We start from the raw sequence: 23,733 nt of genomic DNA on the forward strand, positions 1-23,733 counted from the left end.
CACGGTGGCTTAAGAAATTTCGCGCCTGAAGGGCGGCAAAGCATTAAGGATAGCTTTGCCGTAGCGCTGAGTGACCAAGCGACGGTCGAGCAAGGTGATAGTGCCGCGGTCTTCTTCGGTACGCAGCAAGCGCCCGCAGGCCTGCACCAGTTTCAGAGAGGCATCCGGCACGGAGATTTCCATGAACGGGTTACCGCCACGCGCTTCGATCCATTCGGCCAACGCCGCCTCGACCGGATCATCCGGCACCGAAAACGGGATTTTGGCGATCACCACGTGTTCACAGTAGGCACCGGGCAAGTCCACGCCCTCGGCAAAACTCGCCAGGCCGAACAGCACGCTGGAGTCGCCACCATCTACCCGTGCCTTGTGTTTGTTGAGGGTTTCCTGTTTGGACAGGTTGCCCTGGATAAACACCTGCTTGCGCCAGTCGCGATCCAGGCCGTCGAACACGTCCTGCATTTGTTTGCGTGAGGAGAACAGCACCAGGGTGCCGCGCGAACCTTGCACCAGCTCCGGCAGGTCGCGGATGATCGCAGCGGTGTGCGCCGCTGCGTCCCGTGGGTCGGCCTTGAGATCGGGTACCCGCAGCACGCCGGCATCCGCGTGGTGGAAGGGGCTCGGCACTACCGCAGTGACGGCTTTTTTCGGCAACCCGGCGCGCATGCGGAAGCGATCGAAGGTGCCCAGGGCGGTCAGCGTGGCGGAAGTCACCAGGCAGCCGTAAGCCACGTTCCACAGGTTGCGGCGCAGCATTTCGGCGGCGAGGATCGGGCTGGCGTTGACTTCGATATCAAACAACGCACCGCTTTCCGACAGGGTCAGCCAACGGGCCATGGGCGGGTTGTCTTCAGGGTCTTCAACGGTAAAGGCGGTCCACAACTCCCAGTTACCCTGGGCGCGGGACAACAGGCTGCCGAACAGCGGGTACCATTCTTCGGCCTGGTTGCTGGCGATACCGATATTGACTTCGCCATCCATGCCTTCCTTGAGCAGGTCGGTCAGGCGCGTGAACAGGTCGGTCAAGCGTGAAAAACCCTTCTTCAGCTCGATGCCCATTTCGCGCATGTGCTCGGGGATCATCCCGCCGACAAAACGGTGGCGCGGCCGCTCGCGGCCTTCCACGTCTTCGCCGGGCTTGAAGTCGGCCACCTGTTCGCAGGCACTGAACATGAATTGCTGTTGGGTCTTGATCTCCCGCGCCAGCTCCGGCACTTGTTCGATCAGCTTGCCCAAATCGCCGGGCAGCGGGTGCTGGGCCAGCAGCTTGGTGAGGTTCTTGGCGGTGGACTCCAGCCAGTCGGCGGTGGAGCGCAGGCGCGTGTAGTGGGCAAAGTGGCCGATGGCCTTGTCCGGCAGGTGATGGCCTTCGTCGAACACGTAGAGGGTGTCGCGCGGGTCGGGCAGCACGGCGCCGCCGCCCAGGGCCAGGTCGGCCAGCACCATGTCGTGGTTGGTGACAATCACGTCGACCTTGCCCATACCCTCGCGGGCCTTGTAGAAAGCGCACTGGCCAAAGTTGGGGCAATGGCGATTGGTGCATTGGCTGTGGTCGGTGGTCAGGCGCGCCCAGTCGGCGTCTTCCAGGGCGGTGGGCCAGCTGTCGCGGTCGCCGTCCCATTTGTTGCCGGCCAGTTTCTCGATCATGCTGGTAAACAGCTTCTGGCTGACTTCATCAACCTCGATCTTGAAGCCTTCTTCTTCGAACAGCGACGCCGTGGCGGTTTGCGCGTGGCCTTCCTGCAACAACACGTCGAGCTTGGACAGGCACATATAGCGGCCACGCCCCTTGGCCAGGGCGAAGGTAAAGTTCAGGCCGCTGTTGCGCATCAGGTCGGGCAGGTCTTTGTAGACGATCTGCTCCTGCAGGGCGACGGTGGCGGTGGCGATCACCAGGCGCTTGCCGGCGGCCTTGGCGGTCGGAATCGCCGCCAGGCTATAGGCCACGGTCTTGCCTGTACCGGTGCCGGCCTCGACGGCCACGACCGCGGGCTCACCTTCGCGGCGACCTTCATCGTCGGTGTCGATATCCCCGAGGACCTTGGCCACTTCGGCGATCATCAGGCGTTGGCCATAGCGCGGTTTCAAGCTTTTGGCTTCGAGAAAACGCGAATAGGCGCCCTGGATCGTGGTTTTGAGTTCAGTGCTGATCATGAATAGTCGGGCGCAAAAAACGCTGGATAAATTTTCAGTGGTTCGGATCGGCCGCTATCATACCCCGCTAATTAATCCCGCGCAGAACGGAGTACCACCATGACCGCGTTTAGCCTCGCTTACACCCTGCATGTATTGGCCGCCCTGATCTGGGTCGGCGGTATGTTTTTCGCCTGGATGATCCTGCGCCCCGCCGCTGTGGCGGCACTTGAAGGCCCTGCCCGCCTCACGCTGTGGGTAAATGTGTTTCAACGTTTTTTCGTATGGGTGTGGGTTGCGGTGCTGATTTTACCGATCAGCGGTGTGGGCCTGTTGCACCTGCGCTTCAGCGGGTTTGAAACCGCGCCGCGCTATGTACAGGTGATGATGGGGTTGTATCTGGTGATGACGGCGTTGTTTATCCGCATCCAGGCGTTGAAGCTCCCGGAGCTGAAGGCAGCCGTGGCGGCGCAGGATTGGCCGGCGGGCGCGACTGCGCTGGGGCAGATCCGCAAGTTGGTGGGGATTAATTTGAGTGTGGGCTTGATCGTGGTGGCGATTGCTTCGGCTCGGCCGATGTTCTGAAGCAGCGTTAGAGGGACCCATCGCGGGGCACGCCCGCGATGGCCTCAGAGCAACCGAATCAAAGCCTCTGGATCGTCACAGAACCCGCAGGCCCCACCGGCCCCGGTTGCCCTTCCAACCCTGGCCGCCCCTTCTCACCACCATCGGCGCGGTACACCAGGCAGCCTTTGGATTCGCCGCCCTTGCCGGGTTTACCCGCCGTGCCGGGCAAACCGCCCGCACCGCCGTCCACCCAGACCTTGATCTGTTGTGCCGGGAAGTCCTTCGGCAACTCGACACGCACTTGCGCCCCCGCCGCGCCCGGCAGGCCATCGCCGCCGTTATCGCCATTGAAGCCGCGCCCGGCCGAGCCCCAGGTGCAACCTGGGTCTTCGCCGTTGGCGCCGTCCAGCCCGGCATAGCCCTTGGCCCCGCTGCCACCACGGGCATCCACCGACAGTTCTTCAGCCGTCAGCTTATTGATCCGCAAGGTCAGGTCACGTCCGGCCTTGGCGGGTTTCTCGTGGGTACCGGGGGCGCCGCGCGAGGTAATCTGGCTGCCATGCTCGAGTTGCGCAGCCCCCACCTGCAATTGCAACGCAGTATTGCCGGGCACAATGGTGATGCGGGCGTCGCGCCCCAAATGCAGTTGATCCACAGTGACCTGGCTGATGGTCGCCGGAATCAGCAATGTGCCGTAATCCGCCACCTCAAGGCGCTCCAGTTGCAACACACCGGTGCTGCTGGGCAGGCGCATCAAGGAGTTGGTTTCAACGCTGACGCTCTGAGCCAGGGCAACGGGGCTGACCAACAGGGCCAGCAGGAAAACCTTACGCATCATGGGGCTCCTGAGTATTTTTTGAATTTTTCTTTGGACGCACAGTAACGACTTCTACAGGCGCTTTGCCAGTGAAGGATCAAAAAAGTTAATAAAGGGGAGGCTTCAACGAGGATCGCCGACAATGCCCCCGTGGAAACCACGGGGGCAAGGGTTATCAGCGGTTGATCTGGATTTCCGTGCGACGGTTCAGTGCGCGGCCGTCAGCGGTTTTGTTGTCGGCCACCGGATGGCTTTCACCCGCGCCGGTCACCGACACAAAATTGCTGCGCGGCACGCCGGCACCGATCAGGTACTCCGTGACCGAATGCGCACGCTTTTGCGATAGTTTCTGGTTATAGGCCTCTGCGCCGACGCTGTCGGTATGCCCGCTGACCCGCAGTTGGGCGCTGGGCGCTTCCTGTTTCAAACGAGTGGCGATGGTGTCGAGCTTGGTTTTGTCGGCCGCCGTCAACTTGGCCGAGTCGAACTGGAAGTGCACATCGCGAATCACGATGGTTTCTTCCTTGACCGCCACGACGTCCTCAACCACCGCCGCCGGGGGCGCAGGAGGGCAACCATCGGCATCCACCTGTACGCCTTTGGGCGTACCTGGGCATTTGTCGCGGCTGTCCGGCACACCGTCGCCGTCCTCATCGCCGTCGCCATGTACCCAGCAATAGGCGCCGGCCATACCGCCGATCAACAGCGCGCCATAGCCCGCGTAGGCTGAGCTTTCCGTTGCGCCGATCGCCGCACCGGTCACACCGCCGACAGCGGCACAGGTAGGCCAGTCGGTTTTTTGCAAACCTGCGCAACCTGTCAATACTCCGGTTAGCAGAACCAAGGGTAGAGCTGTCCGCATGATGCTCATCTGTTTTCTCCTGAGGGCGTCGGCGGGGGCCGACAAAGCAAGTAAAGACCGCTCTTTTCAACTGCGCCACTACGCCACGCCCCCGTATTCATTGAGCTTTGCGCTCCATGTAGGACTTTTCGCCGCCGCCCGCTCTAGGCCCACACGCTCAGCCGCGCTAGTCTCTAGGGTTCTGATGTGAGGATCTGTGATGACCGCTGGTATTTCTGCCCGTACACCCCAGCAGGCGCTGGCCGCCTTGCTGGATCTGCACCAGCCAAAACGCCTGTTATTGTTGGGCGCCAGCCGGTTTCCGGCGCTGGATGCGTTCATAGAAGCGCATCCCGAGACGCAGGTGTCCGTCGCCGGGCCCGGGGCGCTGCCTGCGGAGTTGGCCGCGCAGCGTTTTGACCTGGCGCTGGTGGTCGACTGCCTGGAGCACCTGTCAAAACCGCAAGGCCTGACCTTGCTCGGCGGTATTCGCAACCTCAATGCCAGCCGCATTGCGGTGCTGGTAGACCTGGCGGCCTGCGACTGGAAGGACACCGACTTCTTCTCACTGGCCCTGGAGGCCGGCGAACGCTTCCAGCGTGATGAACAGGTGTTGACGCTGTTTACCTATGATCTGCTTGACTATAAACAGGTGCCGGACTGGCTTAACGCGCGGTTCTGGGCCAACCCGGAAAACTTTGGCAAGTATTGGTGGTAACCCAATGAGTACATCCATTTGCCCCTGCGGCAGTGGCAACCTGCTGGACGCCTGCTGCGGCCATTATCACGCCGGCCATCCCGCGCCCTGCGCCAGCGCACTGATGCGTTCGCGCTACAGCGCCTATGTGCTGGGCCTGGTGGACTATCTGGTTGCCACTACGTTGCCCGCGCAACAGGCCGGCCTCGACCGTGACGCCATCGGCGCCTGGAGCGCGCAAAGCACCTGGCTCGGCCTTGAAGTGGAAAGCTGCGAGGTATTCGGCTGCCAGCCGGAACATGCCTTCGTGACCTTTACCGCGCGCTGGCATGACAGCAGCGGCGAACATAGTCACCGCGAGCAGTCGTCTTTCGTACAGAATGACGGGCGCTGGTACTTCATCGACCCGACGGTGGAAGTGAAAACCGGACGCAACGATGCGTGCCTGTGCGGCAGCGGGCAAAAATTCAAGAAGTGCTGCTCCAGCTATCTCTGACCCCCAAGGACCCACGCCATGCTCCGGATCTACAGCTTGATGCTGGCGTTAACGTTCGGCCTGACCGGGTGTACGTCGTGGTTCGAAGACGATTCGCCGCCGCCCCATGTCTCCCTGGTCAAGGTCGAAGTGGTGCGGGCCAAGCTGCTGGAGCAGAAATTCAAGCTGTACTTTCGCGTAGACAATCGCGACGACGCCGACCTGACCGTGCGTGGCCTGATCTACAAAGTGACCCTGGACGACTTTGTGCTCACCGAAGGCGAGTCCAACGAATGGCTCACCGTACCTCCTCGCGGCCATGGGTTTTTCAAGGTATCGGTGCGCACCAACCTCTGGCCGCAGATACGGGATGTGGTGCAGATGCTGAAAAAACCCCGCAAACCCGTGCCTTATCGTCTGGAAGGCGAGCTGAAAACCGGATTATTCATCGGTTATGACGTGCAGGTGGCCCACAATGGCGAGATAATCCCCGGCGATTTTATTCCGGAGCAACATCGATGACTCAGCAACCCCATGTCCACGGTCCTGACTGCAACCACGATCACGATCACCATGATCACGACCATGGTCATGTCCACGGCCCGAACTGCGGCCACGCCCACCAAGAACCGGTGCGCAACGCCCTGAAGGATGTTGGCCGCAACGATCCTTGCCCATGCGGCAGCGAAAAGAAGTTCAAGAAGTGCCATGGCGCGTAAGCCACACAGATAATCCTGATGCCTGATGTGGGAGAGGCGTGCTCCCTCCCACATTAATTTGCGCAAATCCCAAGATTTCACGCCCGGCCACAACTCCCGCTTGCGTCGTTTCACCGCGCTCACTAACGTAGCGCCTTTACTGACGCTACCCCCGCAGGAGCTTTGCCATGGCCTCGCCAGCCCTCTCACATTTTCTTCCCCGGTTCGGCGTAGCCGCGGCAGTGGCCAGTGCTTTAAGCCTGGCCGGTTGCCAGCTCCAGAGCACCCAGGACACCCTGCCGCCGGTTACCGGCGTGCAGCCGATCAAAGGTCTGGCACAGAATGTGTCGGTGCGCCGCAATGCCCAGGGCATGCCGCTGATCGAAAGCAACACCTTCCACGACGCGCTGTTCAGCCTCGGTTATGTGCACGCCAGTGACCGCATCACCCAAATGGTCACCTTGCGCCTGCTGGCCCAGGGCCGTCTGGCGGAAATGTCCGGGGCCGAGGTGCTGGATATCGACCGCTTCATGCGGGCGGTCAACCTGAAAAAAAGCGCCGGCGAGCTGTACAGCGCCTCTTCGCCGCGCCTCAAGCGCTTCTTCGAAGTGTATGCCCGAGGCGTCAACGCCTACCTGTTCCGCTATCGCGACAAGCTGCCGCCAGACCTGGCCCAGACCGGCTACAAGCCCGAGTACTGGAAGCCGGAAGATTCGGCGCTGTTGTTCTGCCTGCTCAATTTCAGCGAGTCGGCCAACCTGCGCGAAGAGCTGGCCTCCCTGGTGCTGGCGCAAAAAGTCGGGGTCGACAAACTGGCCTGGCTCACCCCCAGCGCACCGGATGAACCGATCCCCCTGGCCGAAGCCGACAAACTCAAAGGCGTGAACCTCAGCCAGATCACCGGCTTGGCCGGGTTGGACACGGTCAGCCAGCAACTGGGCAGCCTCAATTCGCTGGCGGTCACCACCTCGAGCAACTGGGCGATCGGCCCGCAACGCAGCCGTAGCGGCAAAAGCCTGTTGGCCGGCGACCTCGCCGCGCAGCCACAGGCCCCGTCGCCGTGGAACTACGTACAGATCCGCGCACCGAAATACCAGGCCGTCGGCGCCTCGATTGCCGGCCTGCCGACCCTGCTGTCCGGGTTCAACGGCAAAGTGGCGTGGAGCATGAGCACGGTCAAGGGCGACACCCAGGACCTGTTCCTGGAGAAGGTCAAGCGCCAGGGCAACGCGCTGTACTACGAGAACAACGGTAAATGGCTGCCGGCCGGCGTGCGTAACGAAACCTTCTTTATCAAAGGCCAGCGCTCGATTCGCGAAGTGGTGTACGAAACCCGTCATGGCGCCCTGCTCAACAGCAGCCAGGCCCTGACCAGCGGCCTGGGCCTGGCCCTGCAAACCGCCGACTTCAAAGACGACAAGAGCCTGGATGCGTTCTTCGACCTGTCTCGCGCGCAAAACGTCGCCAAGGCTTCGGATGCCACCCGGGAAATCCGCGCCATCGCCTTGAACATGGTGTTTGCCGATGCCACCAATATTGGTTGGCAGGTCACCGGCCGCTTCCCTAACCGCCGCGAAGGTGAAGGCCTGCTGCCCTCCCCTGGTTGGGACACGCGCTTTGACTGGGACGGATACGCCGACGCGATGTTGCACCCCTATGACCAGGACCCGGCCCAGGGCTGGATCGGCACCGCCAACCAGCGCACCGCGCCGCGCGGCTATGGCATGCAATTGTCCAACTCGTGGGACGCGCCGGAGCGCAGCGAGCGCCTGGCGCAACTGGCCAATGCCGGCAAGCATGACAACCGCAGCCTGATCGCCATGCAATACGACCAGACCACCACCTTCGCCGCCAAGCTCAAGACCATGTTCCAGGCACCGGGCATGGCCCTTCCGTTGAAGCAGGCAATCGACGCATTGCCGGTGGTCGAACAGGCCAAGGCACGCGAAGCGTTGAATCGCCTGATGGCGTTCGACGGCCGCCTTGCCTCGACATCCGCCGACGCCGCGCTGTACGAATTGTTCCTGCAGGAAAGCACCCGGCAGATCTTCCTCGACGAACTCGGCCCGGAAAACAGCGCCAGTTGGAAAGCCTTCGTGAGCAACGCCAACCTGTCCTATGCCGCTCAGGCCGACCACCTGCTGGGCCGTGAAGACAGCCCGTTCTGGGATGACGTGCGCACCGCCACCAAAGAAGACAAACCGGCGATCCTCGCCCGCAGCCTGGCCGCCGCGATCACCGCCGGCGACAGCCAACTGGGCGCCGATCACAAGGCCTGGCAGTGGGGCAAACTCCACAGCACCACCTGGAAGAATGCCGCCGGCCAGATCATTCGTGGCCCGCTGGCGTCCGGTGGCGACCACAACACCCTGAACCCCGCGCCGTATAGCTGGGGCCAGGACTTCAACACCACCCAAGTGCCGGCGCTGCGCATGATCGTCGACTTCGGCCAGGCGGAACCGATGATGGGCCAGGGCGGCATCGGCCAATCGGGCAACCCGGCCAGCCCCAACTATGCCAACGGCATCGACCCCTCGCTCAAGGCGCAATACCTGAGCTTCCCGATGCAGCCGCAGAACTTTGAGAAGGTGTATGGGAAGGCGCGGTTGACCCTGACACCGGGGAAATAACAGCCACCCAATGTGGGAGGGGCCTGCCCCCTCCCACATTGGGATCCCATGCATTCAGATAGAACTTCCGTGTCCGGCCTCATCTCATAAGTAACAAGCCCACCTCCCCGGTCACCCCATGGACCTCGTCATCGCCCGCCCCGAAGGCCTCTATTGCCCCGCCGCAGATGTCTACATCGACCCCTGGCGCCCGGTGGAACGCGCGGTCATCACCCACGCCCACGGCGATCACGCCCGTACCGGCAACGAGCATTACCTGGCGGCGGCCCCCGGCGAAGGCATCCTGCGCTCACGTCTGGGCCAGGACATCAACCTGCAAACCCTGGCCTACGGTGAAAAACTGCTGCATCACGGCGTCACCCTGAGTTTCCACCCCGCCGGGCATGTACTCGGCTCGGCGCAGGTGCGCCTGGAATACCAGGGCGAAGTCTGGGTCGCGTCCGGCGACTACAAGGTCGAACCCGATGGCACCTGCGCGCCTTTCGAACCGGTGCGTTGCCACACCTTTATCACCGAGTCGACCTTTGGCCTGCCGATCTACCGCTGGCAGCCCCAGGCGCAGATCTTCGCCGGGATCAATGACTGGTGGCAGGCGAACATCGCGGCCGGCAAGGCCAGCGTGCTGTTCTGCTATTCCTTCGGCAAGGCGCAGCGCATCCTGCACGGCATCGATGCCGGCATCGGCCCGATCCTCAGCCACGGCGCGGTCGAACCCTTGAACCGGGTGTACCGCGAGGCCGGCGTCTATATCCCCGAAACCCTCTATGCCGGTGATTTCAAAAAGACCGACCCCTTGCTGCGCCAAGCCCTGATCATTGCCCCGCCCTCCGCCGGCGGCAGCAGTTGGATACGCCGCTTCGGCGATTACAGTGATGCGTTCGCCAGCGGCTGGATGCGCCTGCGGGGCACACGGCGGCGGCGTGGCGTGGACCGTGGCTTTGTGCTGTCCGATCACGCCGATTGGCCGGGCCTGTTGTGGGCTATCGAACAAACCGGCGCAGAGCGGGTGATGGTCACCCACGGTTCTGTAGGCGTATTGGTGCGGCACCTGCGGGAAAAAGGCCTGGACGCCCAGGGGTTCAGCACTGAATACGGCGATGACGAAGAGGAAGCCAGCGCATGAAGGCCTTCGCCGAACTGTACGCCAACCTCGACGCCACCACGTCCAGTAACGCCAAGCTCGCGGCGTTGCAGGCTTACCTGCGGCAAGCCCCCGCGCAAGATGCTGCATGGGCCGTGTACTTCCTGGCGGGCGGGCGCCCCCGGCAATTGGTACCGACACGCCTGCTGCGCGACATGGCCAGCGAAGCCTCGGGCATCGAGCCGTGGTTGTTCGAGGAAAGCTACCAAGCGGTGGGGGATTTGGCCGAGACAATTTCCCTGCTGCTGCCAGAATCGACCTACACCTCAGAAGACGGCCTGGCCGTGTGGCTGGAAGAAAAACTCCTACCCTTGCGCGGCCTGTCTCCCCAGGACCTGGCCGCACGTTTGCCGACTTTGTGGGCACAACTGGATCAACCCAGCCTGATGGTGTGCATCAAATTGATCACCGGCAGCTTTCGCGTCGGCGTGTCCAAACTGTTGGTCACCCGCGCCCTCGCCGCCTTGGCCGAGCTGGACAGCAAGCGCGTGGCCCAGCGTTTGGTCGGCTACACCGACCTGTCCAACCGGCCCACGCCTGAGGGTTACCTCAAGCTGATCGCCGCCGAATCGTCTGACGAACATGCGCAACGCGGTGGGCAGCCTTATCCGTTTTTTCTCGCCCATGCCCTATCGCAACCGGTGGAGCAGTTTGAGGCGCTGCTCGGCTCACCCGCCGACTGGCAGGTGGAATGGAAGTGGGATGGCATCCGCGCGCAATTGGTCAAGCGCGAAGGCCGGTTGTGGGTCTGGTCGCGTGGAGAGGAGCTGGTAACCGAACGCTTCCCCGAACTCCACAGCCTGGTGAGTGGCTTGCCCGATGGCACGGTGATCGACGGCGAAATCGTGGTGTGGAAGGACTCGGTGCAACCCTTTGCACTGTTGCAGCAGCGTATCGGCCGCAAAACCCTGAGCAAAAAAGTCCTCGAAGAGGCGCCGGTCGCGGTGCTCGCCTACGACCTGCTGGAGTATCAGGGCTGCGACTGGCGCAACCACCCCCAGGCCGAACGTCGCGCCCGACTGGAACAGGTGATTGCCCAGTGCAACCAGCCCGTCTTGCAGCCCTCGCCCGTATTGACGGGCGCGACCTGGGAGGAACTGGCCCAGCAACGCGAAGCCTCGCGCAGCCTTGGCGTGGAAGGCATGATGCTCAAGGACCGCAACGGCCTTTACGGCGTGGGCCGCACTAAGGACATGGGCTTGTGGTGGAAGTGGAAAGTCGACCCGTTCAGCGTCGATGCGGTGTTGATCTACGCCCAACGCGGGCATGGTCGGCGCGCCAGTTTATACAGCGACTACACCTTCGCCGTGTGGGACGGCCCGCCCGGCAGCGAGCGCAGCCTGGTGCCGTTCGCCAAGGCATATAGCGGGCTGACCGACGAAGAAATGCGCAAGGTCGACGCCATTGTGCGCAAAACCACGGTGGAAAAATTCGGCCCGGTCAGCAGCGTGACGCCGAGCATGGTGTTTGAGCTGGGGTTTGAAGGTATTGCCTTGTCCAAGCGCCACAAAAGCGGGATTGCGGTGCGCTTTCCGAGGATGCTGCGCTGGCGCCAGGATAAGGCCGTGGATGAGGCGGATAATTTGGCCACCCTACAAGACCTATTGGCCTGACGCAGAACCCTGGTGGGAGCCCCCTCCCACACGCCCCGAAAAAGTGCACTCAATTTTCAATGCCCATTTTCGGGCACCTCCTACACTCCAAACTTCCTAGTCCTACCTTTTAAAACGAGTATTCGGAAACAAATCCGGAACTATGGTGCAGAAATTGCTACCAGTGATCCGTCTGACACCGTTCAGTAACAGTCCTACACGCGCCACAAGCGCTTATCTTGGTTTCCAGGGATTACATAATGAAAAAAGCATTGCTGACCCTTTCTGCACTGGCACTGTGCATGGCCGCAGGTTCCGCCTTGGCCAAGGAATACAAGGAATTGCGTTTTGGTGTCGATCCGTCCTACGCGCCGTTTGAATCCAAAGCCGCCGACGGCAGCCTGGTGGGCTTCGATATCGACCTGGGCAATGCCATCTGCGCTGAGCTGAAAGTGAAGTGCAAGTGGGTCGAAAGTGACTTCGACGGCATGATTCCGGGCCTGAAAGCCAACAAATTTGACGGTGTGATTTCGTCCATGACCGTGACCCCGGTGCGCGAAAAGGCCATCGACTTCTCCAATGAACTGTTCTCCGGCCCCACGTCGCTGGTGTTCAAGAAAGGCGCGGGTTACTCCACCCCTGAATCGCTCAAGGGCAAATCCGTGGGCTATGAGCAAGGCACCATTCAGGAAGCCTACGCCAAGGCTGTGCTGGACAAGGCCGGTGTGACCACCAAGGCCTACGCCAACCAGGACCAGGTTTACGCTGACCTGACGTCCGGCCGCCTCGACGCGTCCGTGCAGGACATGCTGCAAGCCGAACTGGGTTTTTTGAAGTCGCCAGCCGGTGCCGGCTACGAAGTGAGTGCGGCCATTGACGACCCGCTGCTGCCATCGAAAACCGCAGTCGGTATCAAAAAAGGTAACACTGAACTCAAGGCGCTTTTGGATAAAGGTATCAAAGCGTTACACGATGATGGCACCTACGCCACTATCCAGAAGAAACACTTTGGCGATCTGAACCTGTACAGCGGCAAGTAATGCCCGGGGCGCCCCTCCTCTGGAGGGGCGCTTTTTTATCGCCATAGGTCCTGATTTATGTTCGAAGATCTGTTGCAAACCCTCGGGCTGAGCGCGTTCAGCTTGAAGGGTTTCGGCCCGCTGTTGCTGCAAGGCACCTGGATGACCCTTAAGTTGTCGGTGCTGTCCCTGGCCGTCAGCGTATTGCTGGGCCTGCTCGGCGCCAGCGCCAAACTGTCCAGCCTGCCCTTCCTGCGCATTCCCGCCCAGCTCTACACCACGCTGATTCGCGGGGTGCCCGACCTGGTGCTGATGCTGCTGATTTTCTACAGCCTGCAAACCTGGCTCACCGGTCTTACCGACTTTATGGAATGGGAATACATCGAGATCGACCCATTCAGCGCCGGGGTCATCACCCTGGGCTTCATCTATGGTGCCTATTTCACCGAGACGTTTCGCGGCGCGATCCTGGCCGTCCCCCGTGGTCAGTTGGAAGCCGCCACCGCGTATGGCCTCAAGCGCGGCCAGCGGTTTCGCTATGTGACCTTCCCACAGATGATGCGCTTTGCCCTGCCCGGCATCGGCAATAACTGGATGGTGATGCTCAAGGCCACCGCGCTGGTGTCGATCATCGGCCTGGCCGACCTGGTCAAAGCCGCCCAGGACGCGGGCAAAAGCACCTATCAGCTGTTCTATTTCCTGGTCCTCGCCGCGCTGATCTACTTGCTGATCACGAGCGCCTCCAACTTTGTCTTGCGCCGTCTTGAACGCCGCTACTCCGCGGGCGCCCGGGAGGCCGTGCGATGATCGAACTCTTGCAGGAATACTGGCGCCCGTTCCTTTATAGCGACGGCCAACACATCACCGGCCTGGCCATGACCCTGTGGTTGCTCAGCGCCGCGCTGGTGATCGGCTTTCTGGTGTCGATCCCGTTGTCCATTGCCCGCGTGTCGCACAAGCGGCTGGTGCGTTGGCCGGTGCAGTTCTATACCTACCTGTTTCGCGGCACGCCCCTCTATATACAGCTGCTGATTTGCTACACCGGCATCTACAGCATCGCCGCCGTGCGCGCCCAACCGGTGCTGGATGCGTTCTTTCGCGATGCGATGAACTGCACGATCCTGGCGTTCGCCCTCAACACCTGCGCCTATACCACGGAGATTTTCGCCGGGGCAATCCGCAGCATGGCCCACGGCGAAGTCGAGGCGGCCAAAGCCTACGGCCTTAGCGGCTGGAAGCTGTACGCCTACGTGATCATGCCCTCGGCCCTGCGCCGCTCGTTGCCTTACTACAGTAACGAAGTGATCCTGATGCTGCATTCGACCACCGTGGCGTTTACCGCGACGATCCCGGACATTCTCAAAGTCGCGCGGGACGCCAACTCGGCCACCTTCATGACCTTTCAATCGTTCGGCATCGCGGCGCTGATCTACCTGGCCGTGACCTTCGCCCTGGTCGGCCTGTTTCGGCTGGCGGAGCGGCGCTGGCTGGCCTTCCTCGGGCCGAGCCACTAAGGAGATCCTATGCGTCATCAGGTGCATGAACTGATCGCGCCGGTGCCAGGTACCGCGCGGCAGATTCACAGCTTCCACTTCGGCCCTGCCCAGGCCGAAGGCAAGGTTTATATCCAGTCATCGCTGCATGCCGATGAGTTGCCGGGCATGTTGGTGGCCTGGCACTTGAAGGTGCGCCTGGCCGAGCTGGAAGCGGCCGGGCGATTGTCGAGCGAGATCGTACTGGTGCCCATCGCCAACCCGGCGGGCCTGGAACAGGTGCTGATGGACACGCCGCTGGGCCGCTACGAGCTGGAAAGCGGGCAGAACTTCAACCGCCTGTTTGTCGACCTCGGCGAAGCCGTCGGCGATCGGGTCGAGGCATTGCTCGGCGATGATGCGCAACATAATGCCCGGCTGATCCGCGCGGCATTGAGCGCCGCCCTGGCCGAGCAACACGCCGCGACCCAATTGCAGTCCCAGCGCTTGGTGTTGCAACGCCTGGCCTGCGAGGCCGACATGGTGCTGGACCTGCATTGCGACTTCGAAGCCGTGGCCCACCTGTACACCACCCCCGAAGCCTGGCCGCAGGTGGAGCCGTTGGCGCGCTATATCGGCTCGGAGGCCAACTTGCTGGCCACCGATTCCGGTGGGCAGTCCTTCGACGAATGTTTCACCCTGGTGTGGTGGCAGTTGCAACAACGCTTCGGCGAGCGCTTCCCGATTCCCTTGGGCAGCTTTTCGGTGACCGTCGAACTGCGCGGCCAGGGCGATGTGAACCACGGCCTGGCCCGCCTCGATTGCCAGGCGATCATCGACTACCTGAGCCACTTCGGCGCCATTACCGGCGACCCGGCGCCACTGCCCGCGCTGCCCTACCCGGCCACCCCGCTGGCCGGCGTCGAGCCGGTGGCCACGCCGGTGGGCGGCTTGCTGGTGTTCAGCGCCCTGCCCGGTGAATACCTGGAGGCCGGGCAACTGATCGCCGAAATCATCGACCCCATTACCGACCGCGTAACGCCCGTGCACTGCCGGAACGCAGGCCTGCTTTACGCCCGTTCGCTACGCCGCATGGCCACTGCCGGAATGGTCATCGGCCATGTCGCCGGGACCCAGGCTTACCGTAGCGGCTATCTACTTTCGCCTTGAGGATGCACGCCCCATGTACAAATTGACCGTTGAAGGCCTGCATAAAAGCTATGGCGACAATGAGGTGCTCAAAGGTGTCTCGCTCAAGGCCAAGACCGGTGACGTGATCAGCCTGATCGGCGCCAGCGGATCGGGCAAGAGTACCTTTTTACGCTGCATCAACTTTTTGGAAACCCCCAATGACGGCGCCATGACGCTGGACGGCCAGCAGATCCGCATGGTCAGCGACCGCCACGGCATGCGCGTGGCCGACGAAGCCGAGCTGCAGCGCCTGCGCACGCGACTGGCGATGGTATTCCAGCACTTCAACCTGTGGAGTCACATGAGCGTGCTGGAAAACATCACCATGGCCCCGCGCCGGGTGCTGGGCTGCAACAAGAAGGACGCCGAAGACCGTGCCCGTCGTTACCTCGACAAAGTCGGCCTGCCGGCGCGAGTGGCCGATCAATACCCGGCGTTTCTCTCCGGCGGCCAGCAGCAACGGGTGGCCATTGCTCGTGCATTGGCGATGGAGCCCGAGGTCATGCTGTTCGACGAACCGACCTCCGCGCTGGACCCGGAACTGGTGGGTGAAGTGCTGAAGGTGATCCAGGGCCTGGCCGAAGAGGGTCGCACCATGATCATGGTCACCCACGAGATGAGCTTTGCGCGCAAGGTGTCGAGCCAGGTGCTGTTCCTGCATAAGGGCCTGGTGGAGGAGCAAGGGGCGCCGGAAGACGTGTTGGGTAATCCGAAAAGCGAACGCCTGCAACAATTTCTGAGTGGCAATTTGAAGTAAACCTTTGCGGTGCCTGGAGGGTCTGTGGCAATAGACCCTCCGGAATGTCAGCCGCCGTATGGCAAAACCCACCGACTTCGCCAAGCAATGGTTTGCCGCCAAAGGCTGGAAGCCGTTCGCCTTTCAAAAAGACGTGTGGGCGGCGGTCAAGCACGGCCAGTCCGGGTTACTGCATGCCAGCACCGGCGCCGGCAAAACCTATGCGCTGTGGTTCGCCGCACTCAATCGCTTGGCCATCACCCGCGTGCCCGTTGCCGGTAAACGCAAACCACCCGCCGAACCGCTGACGGTGTTATGGATCACGCCCATGCGTGCGCTAGCGGCCGACACCGCGCGCGCCCTGCAAGCGCCGCTTGAAGCCTTGCAGATTCCCTGGAGCGTCGGCCTGCGCACAGGTGACACCAGCAGCAGCGAGCGCGCCCGTCAGACGCGTAGCCAGCCGAGCGCACTGGTCACCACGCCCGAAAGCCTCACGCTGATGCTGGCCCGCGCCGACAGCGAGGTGAGCCTGGCGCACCTGCGCATGGTCGTCGTGGATGAATGGCATGAATTGATCGGCAACAAGCGTGGCGTGCAGTTGCAATTGGCATTGGCGCGGTTGCGACGTTGGCATCCGGGGTTGATGGTATGGGGGATCTCGGCGACCCTGGGTAACCAGGCCCACGCGCTAGAGGTCTTAGTCCCACAGGGCGGTGGGGTCAATGTGCAGGGGCAAACGGCCAAACAGCTGACAGTCGACACCTTATTGCCACCGATTGCCGAGCGTTTTCCCTGGGCTGGGCATATCGGCTTGAAGATGCTGCCGCAAGTCGTGGCGCAGGTGGACGGGAGCCGCAGTTGCCTGGTGTTTACCAATACCCGGGCACAGTCGGAAATCTGGTACCAGGCGCTATTGGAGGCGCGGCCGGATTGGGCCGGCGTGATTGCCCTGCACCATGGTTCGCTCTCGCGGGAAACCCGTGACTGGGTGGAGCGGGCCTTGAAAGACGGGCAACTCAAAGCCGTGGTATGCACATCCAGCCTGGATTTGGGGGTGGATTTTCTGCCGGTGGAGCGGGTGTTGCAGATCGGTTCAGCCAAAGGCGTGGCGCGCCTGATGCAACGCGCGGGGCGCTCCGGCCATGCACCGGGGCGGCCGTCACGGGTGACGCTGGTGCCCACACACAGCCTGGAATTGGTGGAAGCGGCGGCAGCCCAGGACGCGATTGCCGCGCGACGCATCGAAGCCCGCGAATCACCCTACAAGCCGCTGGATGTGCTCGTACAGCACTTGGTCAGCATGGCGCTGGGGGGTGGTTTTACGCCGGATGCGCTGCTGGAGGAAGTGCGCGGTGCCTGGGCTTATCGCGACCTCACCGACGCCGATTGGGCCTGGGCCCTGGGGTTTGTGCGCCATGGCGGCCTGTCGCTGACGGCTTATCCGGATTACCGCCGCGTGGAACCCGATGAGCACGGCGTGTGGCGCGTCCCCGACGCACGACTGGCGCGGCGCCATCGCATGAGCGTCGGCACCATTGTCAGCGATGCGAGCATCCAGTTGAAGTTCTGGAGCAAAGGCGGCGGCGGCAAGAACCTGGGTAGCGTCGAAGAAGGTTTTATCGCGCGGCTCAAGCCCGGTGATGGCTTCCTGTTCGCCGGGCGCTTGTTGGAACTGGTGCGCGTGGAAAACATGACCGCCTATGTGCGCCGCAGCACCGTCAAGAAAGCCGCCGTGCCGCGCTGGAATGGCGGGCGGATGCCGCTTTCCAACGAACTGGCCCAAGCCGTGGTAGAGCGCTTCGAAGCGGCGGCGCGCGGGCATTTCGAAGGCCGGGAGATGCAAGCGGTGCAACCCTTGTTGCAAATGCAGTTGCGCTGGTCGGGCTTGCCCACACGCGAGCATCTGCTGGCCGAAGCGTTGACATCGCGGGAGGGGTGGCACCTGTTCCTCTACCCGTTCGCCGGGCGGCAAGTGCACGTGGGGCTGGCAAGCCTGCTGGCGTGGCGGGTCGGCCAGGTGCAACCGGTGACCTTCTCCATTGCGGTCAACGATTACGGCCTGGAGCTGTTGAGTGCCACGGCGGTGGAGTGGCCGGTTGTGTTGAACAACGCGCTGCTCAGCCCGAAAAACTTGCTCGCGGACGTGGCGGCCAGCCTGAATGCCGGGGAACTGGCCTTGCGCCGCTTTCGCGAAATCGCGCGGATTGCCGGGCTGGTATTTGCTGGCTACCCGGGCGCGCCGAAAAGTACCCGGCAAGTGCAGGCGTCCAGCGGTTTGTTCTTTGAAGTGTTCAAGCAATATGACCCGCAGAACCTGTTGCTGGCCCAAGCTGGAGAAGAAGTCCTACGTGATGAGTTGGACATTCGTCGGCTGGAAGAGACCTTATCTCGTCTGTCTGCGCTGAAACTGGACTTACACGTCATCGAGCGCGCTACGCCGCTGGCCTTCCCGCTGTTGGTGGAGCGGATGCGCGAGAGCATGAGTTCGGAAAAGCTGTCGGAGCGCATCGCGCGGATGGTCAAGGACCTGGAGAAAGTCGCGGATAACGGGAAACGTTGATGCATTGCTCAGTGACGCTTGAGGGTGAAGAACTTTGGCTGCTGGCGGATAAGGCGGTGTATTGGCCTGCGCGCCAATGCCTGCTGATCGCCGATGCGCATTTCGGCAAGGCGTCTGCCTATCGCAGCCTGGGGCAACCGGTACCGCAAGGCACTACCACCGAGAATTTGCGGCGATTGGACCGGCTGCTGGCGACTTATCCCTGCCAACAGCTGATCTTTCTGGGTGACTTTCTGCACGGCCCCGGCTCCCATGCCAGCGGCACCCTGGGCGCGCTCGATGCCTGGCGGGCGCGCCATCGCGACCTGCCCATGACCCTGATCCGCGGCAATCACGATAAACGCGCGGGCGATCCACCTGCCGGCTTGAGGATCGAGGTGGTGGCCGAGCCGCTGCTGCTCGGCCCTTTCGCCCTGCAACACGAACCGCACGCCCATGCCAGCCATCATGTGCTGGCGGGGCATGTGCATCCGGTGTATCGCCTGCGCGGCAAGGGGCACCAACGTTTGCGCCTGCCGTGCTTTCAGTTGGGTACGCGGGTCAGTTTGCTGCCGGCGTTTGGAGCGTTTACCGGCGGATACGCGGTGGAGCAGGACGATGATCACCGAATTTTCGTGATCGGCGACCAGCAGGTCTGGCCAGTACACTGAAAGCCCCCACTGGCCATCCAGGTATCAGGCAACAGGCGCGGGTGGCGGCTCGTCCGGAAGGGTCGGCTCACCAGGTTCGGCAGGCTGCGGGTAATCCGGCTCGGGTTGGCCGGGGATGCCGCCCGCATAAGTGGGGTCGGCCATCAGGGACCAGGCCAGAACACCAATCTGGTTGGGTTCAAGCCGGGCAAGTTCTGCGCTGATTCGCGGGTTGATTTTCATAAGGCACTCCTCAAGCGTGGCTCGGCGCGCTTTACACGCGCCGAGGCAGTACACCCAATAGAGTCACTTTCTGCAGACTAATTCCCTTTGCGCGTAGGACCTTTCGATCAAGCGCGCGGCAAGGTGACGCCGCGCTGGCCCTGATACTTGCCGGCACGGTCTTTGTAGGACACTTCACAAGCCTCATCGGACTGCAGGAACAGCATCTGAGCCACGCCTTCATTGGCGTAGATCTTCGCCGGCAGCGTGGTGGTGTTGGAGAACTCCAGGGTTACATGACCTTCCCACTCGGGCTCAAGCGGTGTCACGTTAACGATGATGCCGCAGCGCGCGTAGGTGCTTTTGCCCAGGCAAATGGTCAGCACGTCGCGGGGAATACGGAAGAACTCCACAGTGCGCGCCAGGGCGAAAGAGTTTGGCGGGATGATGCACACGTCACTCTTGACGTCGACGAAGCTCTTTTCGTCGAAGTTTTTCGGATCGACGATCGCCGAATTGATATTGGTGAACACCTTGAATTCATCGGCGCAACGCACATCGTAGCCGTAGCTGGAAACCCCGTACGAAATCACACGCTCGTCGCCTTCGCCACGAATCTGGCGCTCGACAAACGGCTCGATCATGCCGTGCTCTTGCGCCATGCGGCGAATCCACTTGTCCGATTTGATGCTCATGGCGGGTGTCCTGAATAGCGAGGTGGAAAAATTCTGTGTGGCATCTTACCGGGGCAGACGTTGGGGTTCAAAGGCCGTGGGGGTTTTCTTGATGAATGCCCTGCCCGGCATAGGCCGCAGCCCGCGGGGCCGGTACCCGGACGACGGTGCCCGGCGACCGTAAATACCACCGCCAGTCACGAAATTAGAGAAACCTTCGGAAATACCATTGGCACGTTCCGGAAAAACGGTTAAGGTGGCGTCACTGTGTTGCTTGTGTCACTGAGAATCTCTACACGATATGTTGAATTTCGATCCAACCATCTCCAAGAATTTTTCCTGCTCTTTGCACTCAGTCTCGGCCAGGGCTTTTCCTGAGTCGCAGTTAACTTTGTTCAAGGAGTTACACCATGTCTAATCGCCAAACTGGTACCGTTAAGTGGTTCAACGATGAAAAAGGCTTCGGCTTCATCACTCCACAATCCGGTGACGACCTGTTCGTTCACTTCAAAGCTATCCAATCCGACGGCTTCAAAAGCCTGAAAGAAGGCCAACAGGTTTCTTTCATCGCTACCCGCGGTCAGAAAGGCATGCAAGCTGAAGAAGTTCAAGTTATCTAACTTGTACTGACTTAGTCGAAAAGACCCCGCCCTTAAAAGCGGGGTTTTTTTATGCCTGGATTTTCTTGAAATACCCGAACAAACGCCAGGCATAAAAAATGTGAGAGGGGGCTTGCTCCCGATAGCGGTGAATCAGTCAATGCATCCATTGACTGTCACTCAACAATCGGGAGCAAGCCCCCTCCCACATTTAAGCTTTCAGGTTGCGTCGTTATTGGAACAACGACTCGCTCGACAAGCCATTCCTCTCCAGGATCTCACGCAAGCGCTTGAGCCCTTCGACCTGGATCTGCCGCACCCGCTCACGGGTCAGGCCGATCTCCAGGCCTACGTCCTCCAGGGTACTGCTCTCATGGCCACGCAGGCCGAAGCGGCGAATCACCACCTCGCGCTGCTTGTCCGTAAGCTCAGACAACCACTGGTCAATGCTTTGCGACAGATCATCGTCCTGCAACAGTTCGCAAGGATCCGTAGGGCGATCATCCGTCAGGGTGTCCAGCAGGGTTTTGTCCGAGTCCGGACCCAGCGAGACATCGACCGAAGACACGCGCTCGTTCAGACCGAGCATGCGCTTGACCTCACCCACCGGTTTTTCCAGCAGGTTGGCAATTTCTTCGGGCGAGGGTTCATGATCGAGTTTTTGAGTCAGCTCACGCGCTGCCCGCAGGTAGACGTTCAGCTCTTTGACCACATGGATCGGCAACCGAATGGTACGGGTCTGATTCATGATCGCCCGTTCGATGGTCTGGCGAATCCACCAAGTGGCATAGGTTGAAAAGCGAAAGCCCCGCTCAGGGTCGAACTTCTCCACCGCCCGGATCAGGCCCAGGTTGCCCTCCTCGATCAGGTCCAACAGGGACAACCCACGATTGACGTAGCGTCGGGCGATTTTCACCACCAGGCGCAGGTTGCTTTCAATCATGCGTTTGCGCCCAGCCGGATCACCCTTTTGCGATAAACGCGCAAAATGGACTTCTTCTTCGGGAGTGAGCAGAGGGGAAAAGCCGATTTCATTGAGGTACAACTGGGTCGCGTCGAGCGCCCGTGTGTAATCAATGTACTTATGTTGCTTTAACGCGGTGGAGTTCTTGGATTTGGTGCGAACTGAAGGTGTTACAGGTCCCTCATTCGACATCGATTCCATAGCGATACCGGTCTCCATAAGGAGAACCTCATCGTCGATGTCAAACTCCGGCGCTTCTTTACTGAGAGCCATTGTTATAGTCCTTTGGTGAGTTCGACCTCAAGCTCAAGCGACGCCTTTATCCTTGGCAACGCTGGAGCCTGTTCCTTCTACGTAAGGAACAGGCTGTGCAACACATCAACGACGGGGTAGGAATTGCAGCGGATCTACAGGCTTCCCTTGACGGCGAATCTCAAAGTGCAGTTTCACCCGGTCCGTACCAGTTGACCCCATTTCGGCAATTGTCTGTCCGACTTTGACCTGTTGCCCCTCCCGAACCAAAAGCCTGCGGTTATGACCGTAGGCACTGACGTAGGTATCGCTGTGTTTGATGATGACCAGCTCGCCGTAGCCCCGCAAACCACTCCCGGCGTACACCACTGTCCCATCAGACGCAGCTAAAACAGGCTGTCCCAAATCCCCGGCGATATCAATGCCTTTATTCAAACTACCGTTTGAAGAGAATTTTCCAATCAACACTCCATTTGAGGGCCATCCCCAACCGGTCGGCGCAGGCCCCGCAGGTGGCAGCGGCGCGGGTGCCGGCTTGCTTGCAGGCGTCGCCGCAACCGTGCCGGCAGGCCTTGTAAAGACGGTGGTTTTGCTCGAAGACGACGGCGAAGATCCGGTGTTTGTCACAACTGCCGTGGGCGTTGAGCCGGTGCGGCCGTCAAAGCGAATCGTCTGACCCGGATGAATCGTGTAGGGCACAGGAATGTTGTTACGGGCTGCAAGCGCCTTGTAGTCCCAACCGTAACGAAAGGCGATCGAGAACAATGTATCGCCCTTGCGCACCACGTACTGGCCGGTGGTGACCGTCGGCTTTTGTGGGGCGGCATTATTACGATCGACGACCCGCGCGCCACTGCTTGGCGAGCTGGAACAGCCTACCAACAAGGAACCGAAGACAAGGCCAAGCACCAGTCGCTGAAAACTTGTTTTACCCATACGCTGCGCAAGACCTGTGAGACTCACCCGCCGCTCCCTTTGTGGTGGCTGAACATGTATGCCTGTATCAGGCTTGAAATATGTCGCAAGTATAACTGGGCATTGAAGTTTTACCGGCACACGACTGAAACGAATCATCCAGCGTGTTGAATCGCTGCGCCCATCATGTTGACTTGATAGACCCCGCTGTAAGACACATCCACACCAGCAGAATTCACTGTCGGCAAAAATTGATCAGGCCAGTGGGCCGTTGAGCAACGGAACAAAGCGCACGGCCCCCAGCACGTGCCGAGAGAACCCCTCTTCTTCACGCACAATAAGCATCAATTGTTGCACTTCACCGGAGCCCACCGGGATGACCAGCCGCCCACCGGGGGCCAACTGGTCGAGCAATGCCTGCGGTACGTCGGTGGCCACGGCGGTGACGATGATGCCGTTGTATGGCGCCAGCGCCGGCCAGCCTTCCCAGCCATCGCCCCAGCGGAACACCACGTTGCGCAGGTTGAGCTCAACCAGACGCTCCTTGGCGCGATCCTGCAACACCTTGATGCGCTCCACCGAGAACACCCGCTCCACCAACTGCGACAGTACCGCGGTTTGATAGCCGGAGCCGGTGCCGATCTCCAGCACCTTATCCAACGGCCCCGCCGCCAACAGCAGCTCGCTCATGCGCGCAACCATGTAGGGCTGGGAGATGGTCTGGTTATGGCCGATGGGTAACGCCGTGTCTTCATAGGCGCGATGGGCCAAGGCCTCATCGACGAAAAGATGGCGCGGCGTGCGGCGGATCACTTCCAGCACCTGGGCGTTGGACAGGCCTTCTTCGTACAGGCGCTGGATCAAACGCTCACGGGTACGCTGGGAAGTCATCCCGATACCGCGACGCAG

General features: G+C 61.2%; 24 protein-coding genes. 16 read left to right on the forward strand and 8 right to left on the reverse strand.

What is annotated here, in order from left to right; all coding sequences use genetic code 11:
• Positions 1-9: 9 nt before the first annotated feature.
• Positions 10-2,154 (reverse strand): ATP-dependent DNA helicase DinG, encoded by a 2,145-nt coding sequence (gene dinG / locus AB4N98_RS06195; protein ID WP_017529655.1) that lies wholly within the window; start codon positions 2,152-2,154, stop codon positions 10-12.
• A gap of 99 nt (positions 2,155-2,253) precedes the next feature.
• Between dinG and AB4N98_RS06200 the strand changes: the two genes are divergently transcribed.
• Positions 2,254-2,718: a CopD family protein gene (locus tag AB4N98_RS06200; protein WP_017529656.1), complete on the forward strand. Its 465-nt coding sequence runs from the start codon at positions 2,254-2,256 to the stop codon at positions 2,716-2,718.
• 58 nt (positions 2,719-2,776) lie between these two features.
• Here AB4N98_RS06200 and AB4N98_RS06205 read toward each other — a convergent pair whose 3' ends face one another.
• Together AB4N98_RS06205 and AB4N98_RS06210 are read right to left on the reverse strand one after the other, a co-directional pair.
• Positions 2,777-3,535 carry a collagen-like domain-containing protein gene (locus AB4N98_RS06205; protein ID WP_026067409.1) on the reverse strand — a complete coding sequence of 253 codons (759 nt, stop codon included), beginning with the start codon at positions 3,533-3,535 and terminating at the stop codon, positions 2,777-2,779.
• Positions 3,536-3,692: 157 nt separating this feature from the next.
• Positions 3,693-4,388, reverse strand: a complete 696-nt coding sequence (locus AB4N98_RS06210) for an OmpA family protein (RefSeq protein ID WP_017529658.1) — start codon at positions 4,386-4,388, stop codon at positions 3,693-3,695.
• Between the two features lie 190 nt (positions 4,389-4,578).
• Here AB4N98_RS06210 and AB4N98_RS06215 point away from each other — a divergent pair, with 190 nt between their 5' ends.
• The 14 genes from AB4N98_RS06215 to pdeM all read left to right on the forward strand — a co-directional run bounded on the left by AB4N98_RS06215 (position 4,579) and on the right by pdeM (position 19,219).
• A complete protein-coding gene (locus tag AB4N98_RS06215; protein WP_065877145.1) occupies positions 4,579-5,076 on the forward strand; it encodes a DUF6231 family protein in 498 nt (165 codons plus the stop codon).
• A 4-nt stretch (positions 5,077-5,080) separates the two neighbouring features.
• A complete protein-coding gene (locus AB4N98_RS06220) occupies positions 5,081-5,551 on the forward strand; it encodes a YchJ family protein (protein WP_460149313.1) in 471 nt (156 codons plus the stop codon).
• A gap of 18 nt (positions 5,552-5,569) precedes the next feature.
• Positions 5,570-6,052 (forward strand): LEA/WHy family protein, encoded by a 483-nt coding sequence (locus AB4N98_RS06225; RefSeq protein WP_065877147.1) that lies wholly within the window; start codon positions 5,570-5,572, stop codon positions 6,050-6,052.
• Positions 6,049-6,249: an SEC-C metal-binding domain-containing protein gene (locus tag AB4N98_RS06230; RefSeq protein ID WP_003189235.1), complete on the forward strand. Its 201-nt coding sequence runs from the start codon at positions 6,049-6,051 to the stop codon at positions 6,247-6,249. The genes AB4N98_RS06225 and AB4N98_RS06230 overlap by 4 nt, the downstream gene beginning before the upstream one ends.
• 167 nt (positions 6,250-6,416) lie before the next feature.
• Complete coding sequence (locus tag AB4N98_RS06235) at positions 6,417-8,858, forward strand: penicillin acylase family protein (RefSeq protein ID WP_135196488.1); 2,442 nt, start codon at positions 6,417-6,419, stop codon at positions 8,856-8,858.
• Between the two features lie 118 nt (positions 8,859-8,976).
• Positions 8,977-9,981: a ligase-associated DNA damage response exonuclease gene (locus AB4N98_RS06240; protein WP_065877149.1), complete on the forward strand. Its 1,005-nt coding sequence runs from the start codon at positions 8,977-8,979 to the stop codon at positions 9,979-9,981.
• Positions 9,978-11,612 (forward strand): ATP-dependent DNA ligase, encoded by a 1,635-nt coding sequence (locus AB4N98_RS06245; RefSeq protein ID WP_065877150.1) that lies wholly within the window; start codon positions 9,978-9,980, stop codon positions 11,610-11,612. The genes AB4N98_RS06240 and AB4N98_RS06245 overlap by 4 nt, the downstream gene beginning before the upstream one ends.
• Positions 11,613-11,851: 239 nt before the next feature.
• Positions 11,852-12,631 carry a transporter substrate-binding domain-containing protein gene (locus AB4N98_RS06250; protein ID WP_017529665.1) on the forward strand — a complete coding sequence of 260 codons (780 nt, stop codon included), beginning with the start codon at positions 11,852-11,854 and terminating at the stop codon, positions 12,629-12,631.
• Positions 12,632-12,688: 57 nt separating this feature from the next.
• Positions 12,689-13,417, forward strand: coding sequence for an ABC transporter permease (locus tag AB4N98_RS06255; RefSeq protein ID WP_003172331.1), 729 nt, complete (start codon positions 12,689-12,691; stop codon positions 13,415-13,417).
• Positions 13,414-14,124 carry an ABC transporter permease gene (locus AB4N98_RS06260; RefSeq protein WP_017529666.1) on the forward strand — a complete coding sequence of 237 codons (711 nt, stop codon included), beginning with the start codon at positions 13,414-13,416 and terminating at the stop codon, positions 14,122-14,124. Before AB4N98_RS06255 ends, AB4N98_RS06260 begins: the two co-directional genes overlap by 4 nt.
• Positions 14,125-14,133: 9 nt before the next feature.
• Positions 14,134-15,252, forward strand: a complete 1,119-nt coding sequence (locus AB4N98_RS06265; protein ID WP_460061216.1) for a succinylglutamate desuccinylase/aspartoacylase family protein — start codon at positions 14,134-14,136, stop codon at positions 15,250-15,252.
• A 13-nt stretch (positions 15,253-15,265) separates the two neighbouring features.
• Positions 15,266-16,030, forward strand: coding sequence for an ABC transporter ATP-binding protein (locus AB4N98_RS06270; protein ID WP_017529668.1), 765 nt, complete (start codon positions 15,266-15,268; stop codon positions 16,028-16,030).
• Between the two features lie 58 nt (positions 16,031-16,088).
• On the forward strand, positions 16,089-18,569 hold the full coding sequence (locus AB4N98_RS06275) for a ligase-associated DNA damage response DEXH box helicase (RefSeq protein WP_135196489.1): 2,481 nt from the start codon (positions 16,089-16,091) through the stop codon (positions 18,567-18,569).
• The gene (pdeM, locus tag AB4N98_RS06280) at positions 18,569-19,219 is read left to right on the forward strand and encodes a ligase-associated DNA damage response endonuclease PdeM (RefSeq protein WP_065877153.1); all 651 of its coding nucleotides are present in this window, start codon (positions 18,569-18,571) and stop codon (positions 19,217-19,219) included. The genes AB4N98_RS06275 and pdeM overlap by 1 nt, the downstream gene beginning before the upstream one ends.
• Positions 19,220-19,243: 24 nt before the next feature.
• Here the strand turns inward: pdeM and AB4N98_RS06285 are convergent, their stop codons facing one another.
• On the reverse strand, positions 19,244-19,441 hold the full coding sequence (locus AB4N98_RS06285; RefSeq protein ID WP_017529671.1) for a hypothetical protein: 198 nt from the start codon (positions 19,439-19,441) through the stop codon (positions 19,244-19,246).
• Positions 19,442-19,548: 107 nt separating this feature from the next.
• Entirely contained in the window at positions 19,549-20,115 is a 567-nt protein-coding gene (dcd, locus tag AB4N98_RS06290) for a dCTP deaminase (RefSeq protein ID WP_003189215.1), read from the reverse strand.
• 389 nt (positions 20,116-20,504) lie between these two features.
• Between dcd and AB4N98_RS06295 the strand changes: the two genes are divergently transcribed.
• Positions 20,505-20,714, forward strand: coding sequence for a cold-shock protein (locus AB4N98_RS06295; protein WP_002554837.1), 210 nt, complete (start codon positions 20,505-20,507; stop codon positions 20,712-20,714).
• Positions 20,715-20,925: 211 nt separating this feature from the next.
• Here AB4N98_RS06295 and rpoS read toward each other — a convergent pair whose 3' ends face one another.
• From rpoS to AB4N98_RS06310, 3 genes are all read right to left on the reverse strand, one after another.
• Positions 20,926-21,930 (reverse strand): RNA polymerase sigma factor RpoS, encoded by a 1,005-nt coding sequence (gene rpoS, locus AB4N98_RS06300; RefSeq protein WP_017529672.1) that lies wholly within the window; start codon positions 21,928-21,930, stop codon positions 20,926-20,928.
• A 105-nt stretch (positions 21,931-22,035) separates the two neighbouring features.
• Positions 22,036-22,872, reverse strand: coding sequence for a peptidoglycan DD-metalloendopeptidase family protein (locus AB4N98_RS06305; protein ID WP_017529673.1), 837 nt, complete (start codon positions 22,870-22,872; stop codon positions 22,036-22,038).
• Positions 22,873-23,079: 207 nt separating this feature from the next.
• Complete coding sequence (locus tag AB4N98_RS06310; RefSeq protein ID WP_169865481.1) at positions 23,080-23,715, reverse strand: protein-L-isoaspartate(D-aspartate) O-methyltransferase; 636 nt, start codon at positions 23,713-23,715, stop codon at positions 23,080-23,082.
• Positions 23,716-23,733 lie beyond the last annotated feature (18 nt).

It is taken from the genome of Pseudomonas sp. S3_E10 (assembly GCF_054667615.1).

Excerpts from the sequence above, each read along its gene's own strand:
- dinG (WP_017529655.1), bottom strand. The coding sequence starts at position 2,154 with ATGATCAGCACTGAACTCAAAACCACGATCCAGGGCGCCTATTCGCGT.
- AB4N98_RS06200 (WP_017529656.1), top strand. The coding sequence starts at position 2,254 with ATGACCGCGTTTAGCCTCGCTTACACCCTGCATGTATTGGCCGCCCTG.
- AB4N98_RS06205 (WP_026067409.1), bottom strand. The coding sequence starts at position 3,535 with ATGCGTAAGGTTTTCCTGCTGGCCCTGTTGGTCAGCCCCGTTGCCCTG.
- AB4N98_RS06210 (WP_017529658.1), bottom strand. The coding sequence starts at position 4,388 with ATGAGCATCATGCGGACAGCTCTACCCTTGGTTCTGCTAACCGGAGTA.
- AB4N98_RS06215 (WP_065877145.1), top strand. The coding sequence starts at position 4,579 with ATGACCGCTGGTATTTCTGCCCGTACACCCCAGCAGGCGCTGGCCGCC.
- AB4N98_RS06220 (WP_460149313.1), top strand. The coding sequence starts at position 5,081 with ATGAGTACATCCATTTGCCCCTGCGGCAGTGGCAACCTGCTGGACGCC.
- AB4N98_RS06225 (WP_065877147.1), top strand. The coding sequence starts at position 5,570 with ATGCTCCGGATCTACAGCTTGATGCTGGCGTTAACGTTCGGCCTGACC.
- AB4N98_RS06230 (WP_003189235.1), top strand. The coding sequence starts at position 6,049 with ATGACTCAGCAACCCCATGTCCACGGTCCTGACTGCAACCACGATCAC.
- AB4N98_RS06235 (WP_135196488.1), top strand. The coding sequence starts at position 6,417 with ATGGCCTCGCCAGCCCTCTCACATTTTCTTCCCCGGTTCGGCGTAGCC.
- AB4N98_RS06240 (WP_065877149.1), top strand. The coding sequence starts at position 8,977 with ATGGACCTCGTCATCGCCCGCCCCGAAGGCCTCTATTGCCCCGCCGCA.
- AB4N98_RS06245 (WP_065877150.1), top strand. The coding sequence starts at position 9,978 with ATGAAGGCCTTCGCCGAACTGTACGCCAACCTCGACGCCACCACGTCC.
- AB4N98_RS06250 (WP_017529665.1), top strand. The coding sequence starts at position 11,852 with ATGAAAAAAGCATTGCTGACCCTTTCTGCACTGGCACTGTGCATGGCC.
- AB4N98_RS06255 (WP_003172331.1), top strand. The coding sequence starts at position 12,689 with ATGTTCGAAGATCTGTTGCAAACCCTCGGGCTGAGCGCGTTCAGCTTG.
- AB4N98_RS06260 (WP_017529666.1), top strand. The coding sequence starts at position 13,414 with ATGATCGAACTCTTGCAGGAATACTGGCGCCCGTTCCTTTATAGCGAC.
- AB4N98_RS06265 (WP_460061216.1), top strand. The coding sequence starts at position 14,134 with ATGCGTCATCAGGTGCATGAACTGATCGCGCCGGTGCCAGGTACCGCG.
- AB4N98_RS06270 (WP_017529668.1), top strand. The coding sequence starts at position 15,266 with ATGTACAAATTGACCGTTGAAGGCCTGCATAAAAGCTATGGCGACAAT.
- AB4N98_RS06275 (WP_135196489.1), top strand. The coding sequence starts at position 16,089 with ATGGCAAAACCCACCGACTTCGCCAAGCAATGGTTTGCCGCCAAAGGC.
- pdeM (WP_065877153.1), top strand. The coding sequence starts at position 18,569 with ATGCATTGCTCAGTGACGCTTGAGGGTGAAGAACTTTGGCTGCTGGCG.
- AB4N98_RS06285 (WP_017529671.1), bottom strand. The coding sequence starts at position 19,441 with ATGAAAATCAACCCGCGAATCAGCGCAGAACTTGCCCGGCTTGAACCC.
- dcd (WP_003189215.1), bottom strand. The coding sequence starts at position 20,115 with ATGAGCATCAAATCGGACAAGTGGATTCGCCGCATGGCGCAAGAGCAC.
- AB4N98_RS06295 (WP_002554837.1), top strand. The coding sequence starts at position 20,505 with ATGTCTAATCGCCAAACTGGTACCGTTAAGTGGTTCAACGATGAAAAA.
- rpoS (WP_017529672.1), bottom strand. The coding sequence starts at position 21,930 with ATGGCTCTCAGTAAAGAAGCGCCGGAGTTTGACATCGACGATGAGGTT.
- AB4N98_RS06310 (WP_169865481.1), bottom strand. The coding sequence starts at position 23,715 with ATGACTTCCCAGCGTACCCGTGAGCGTTTGATCCAGCGCCTGTACGAA.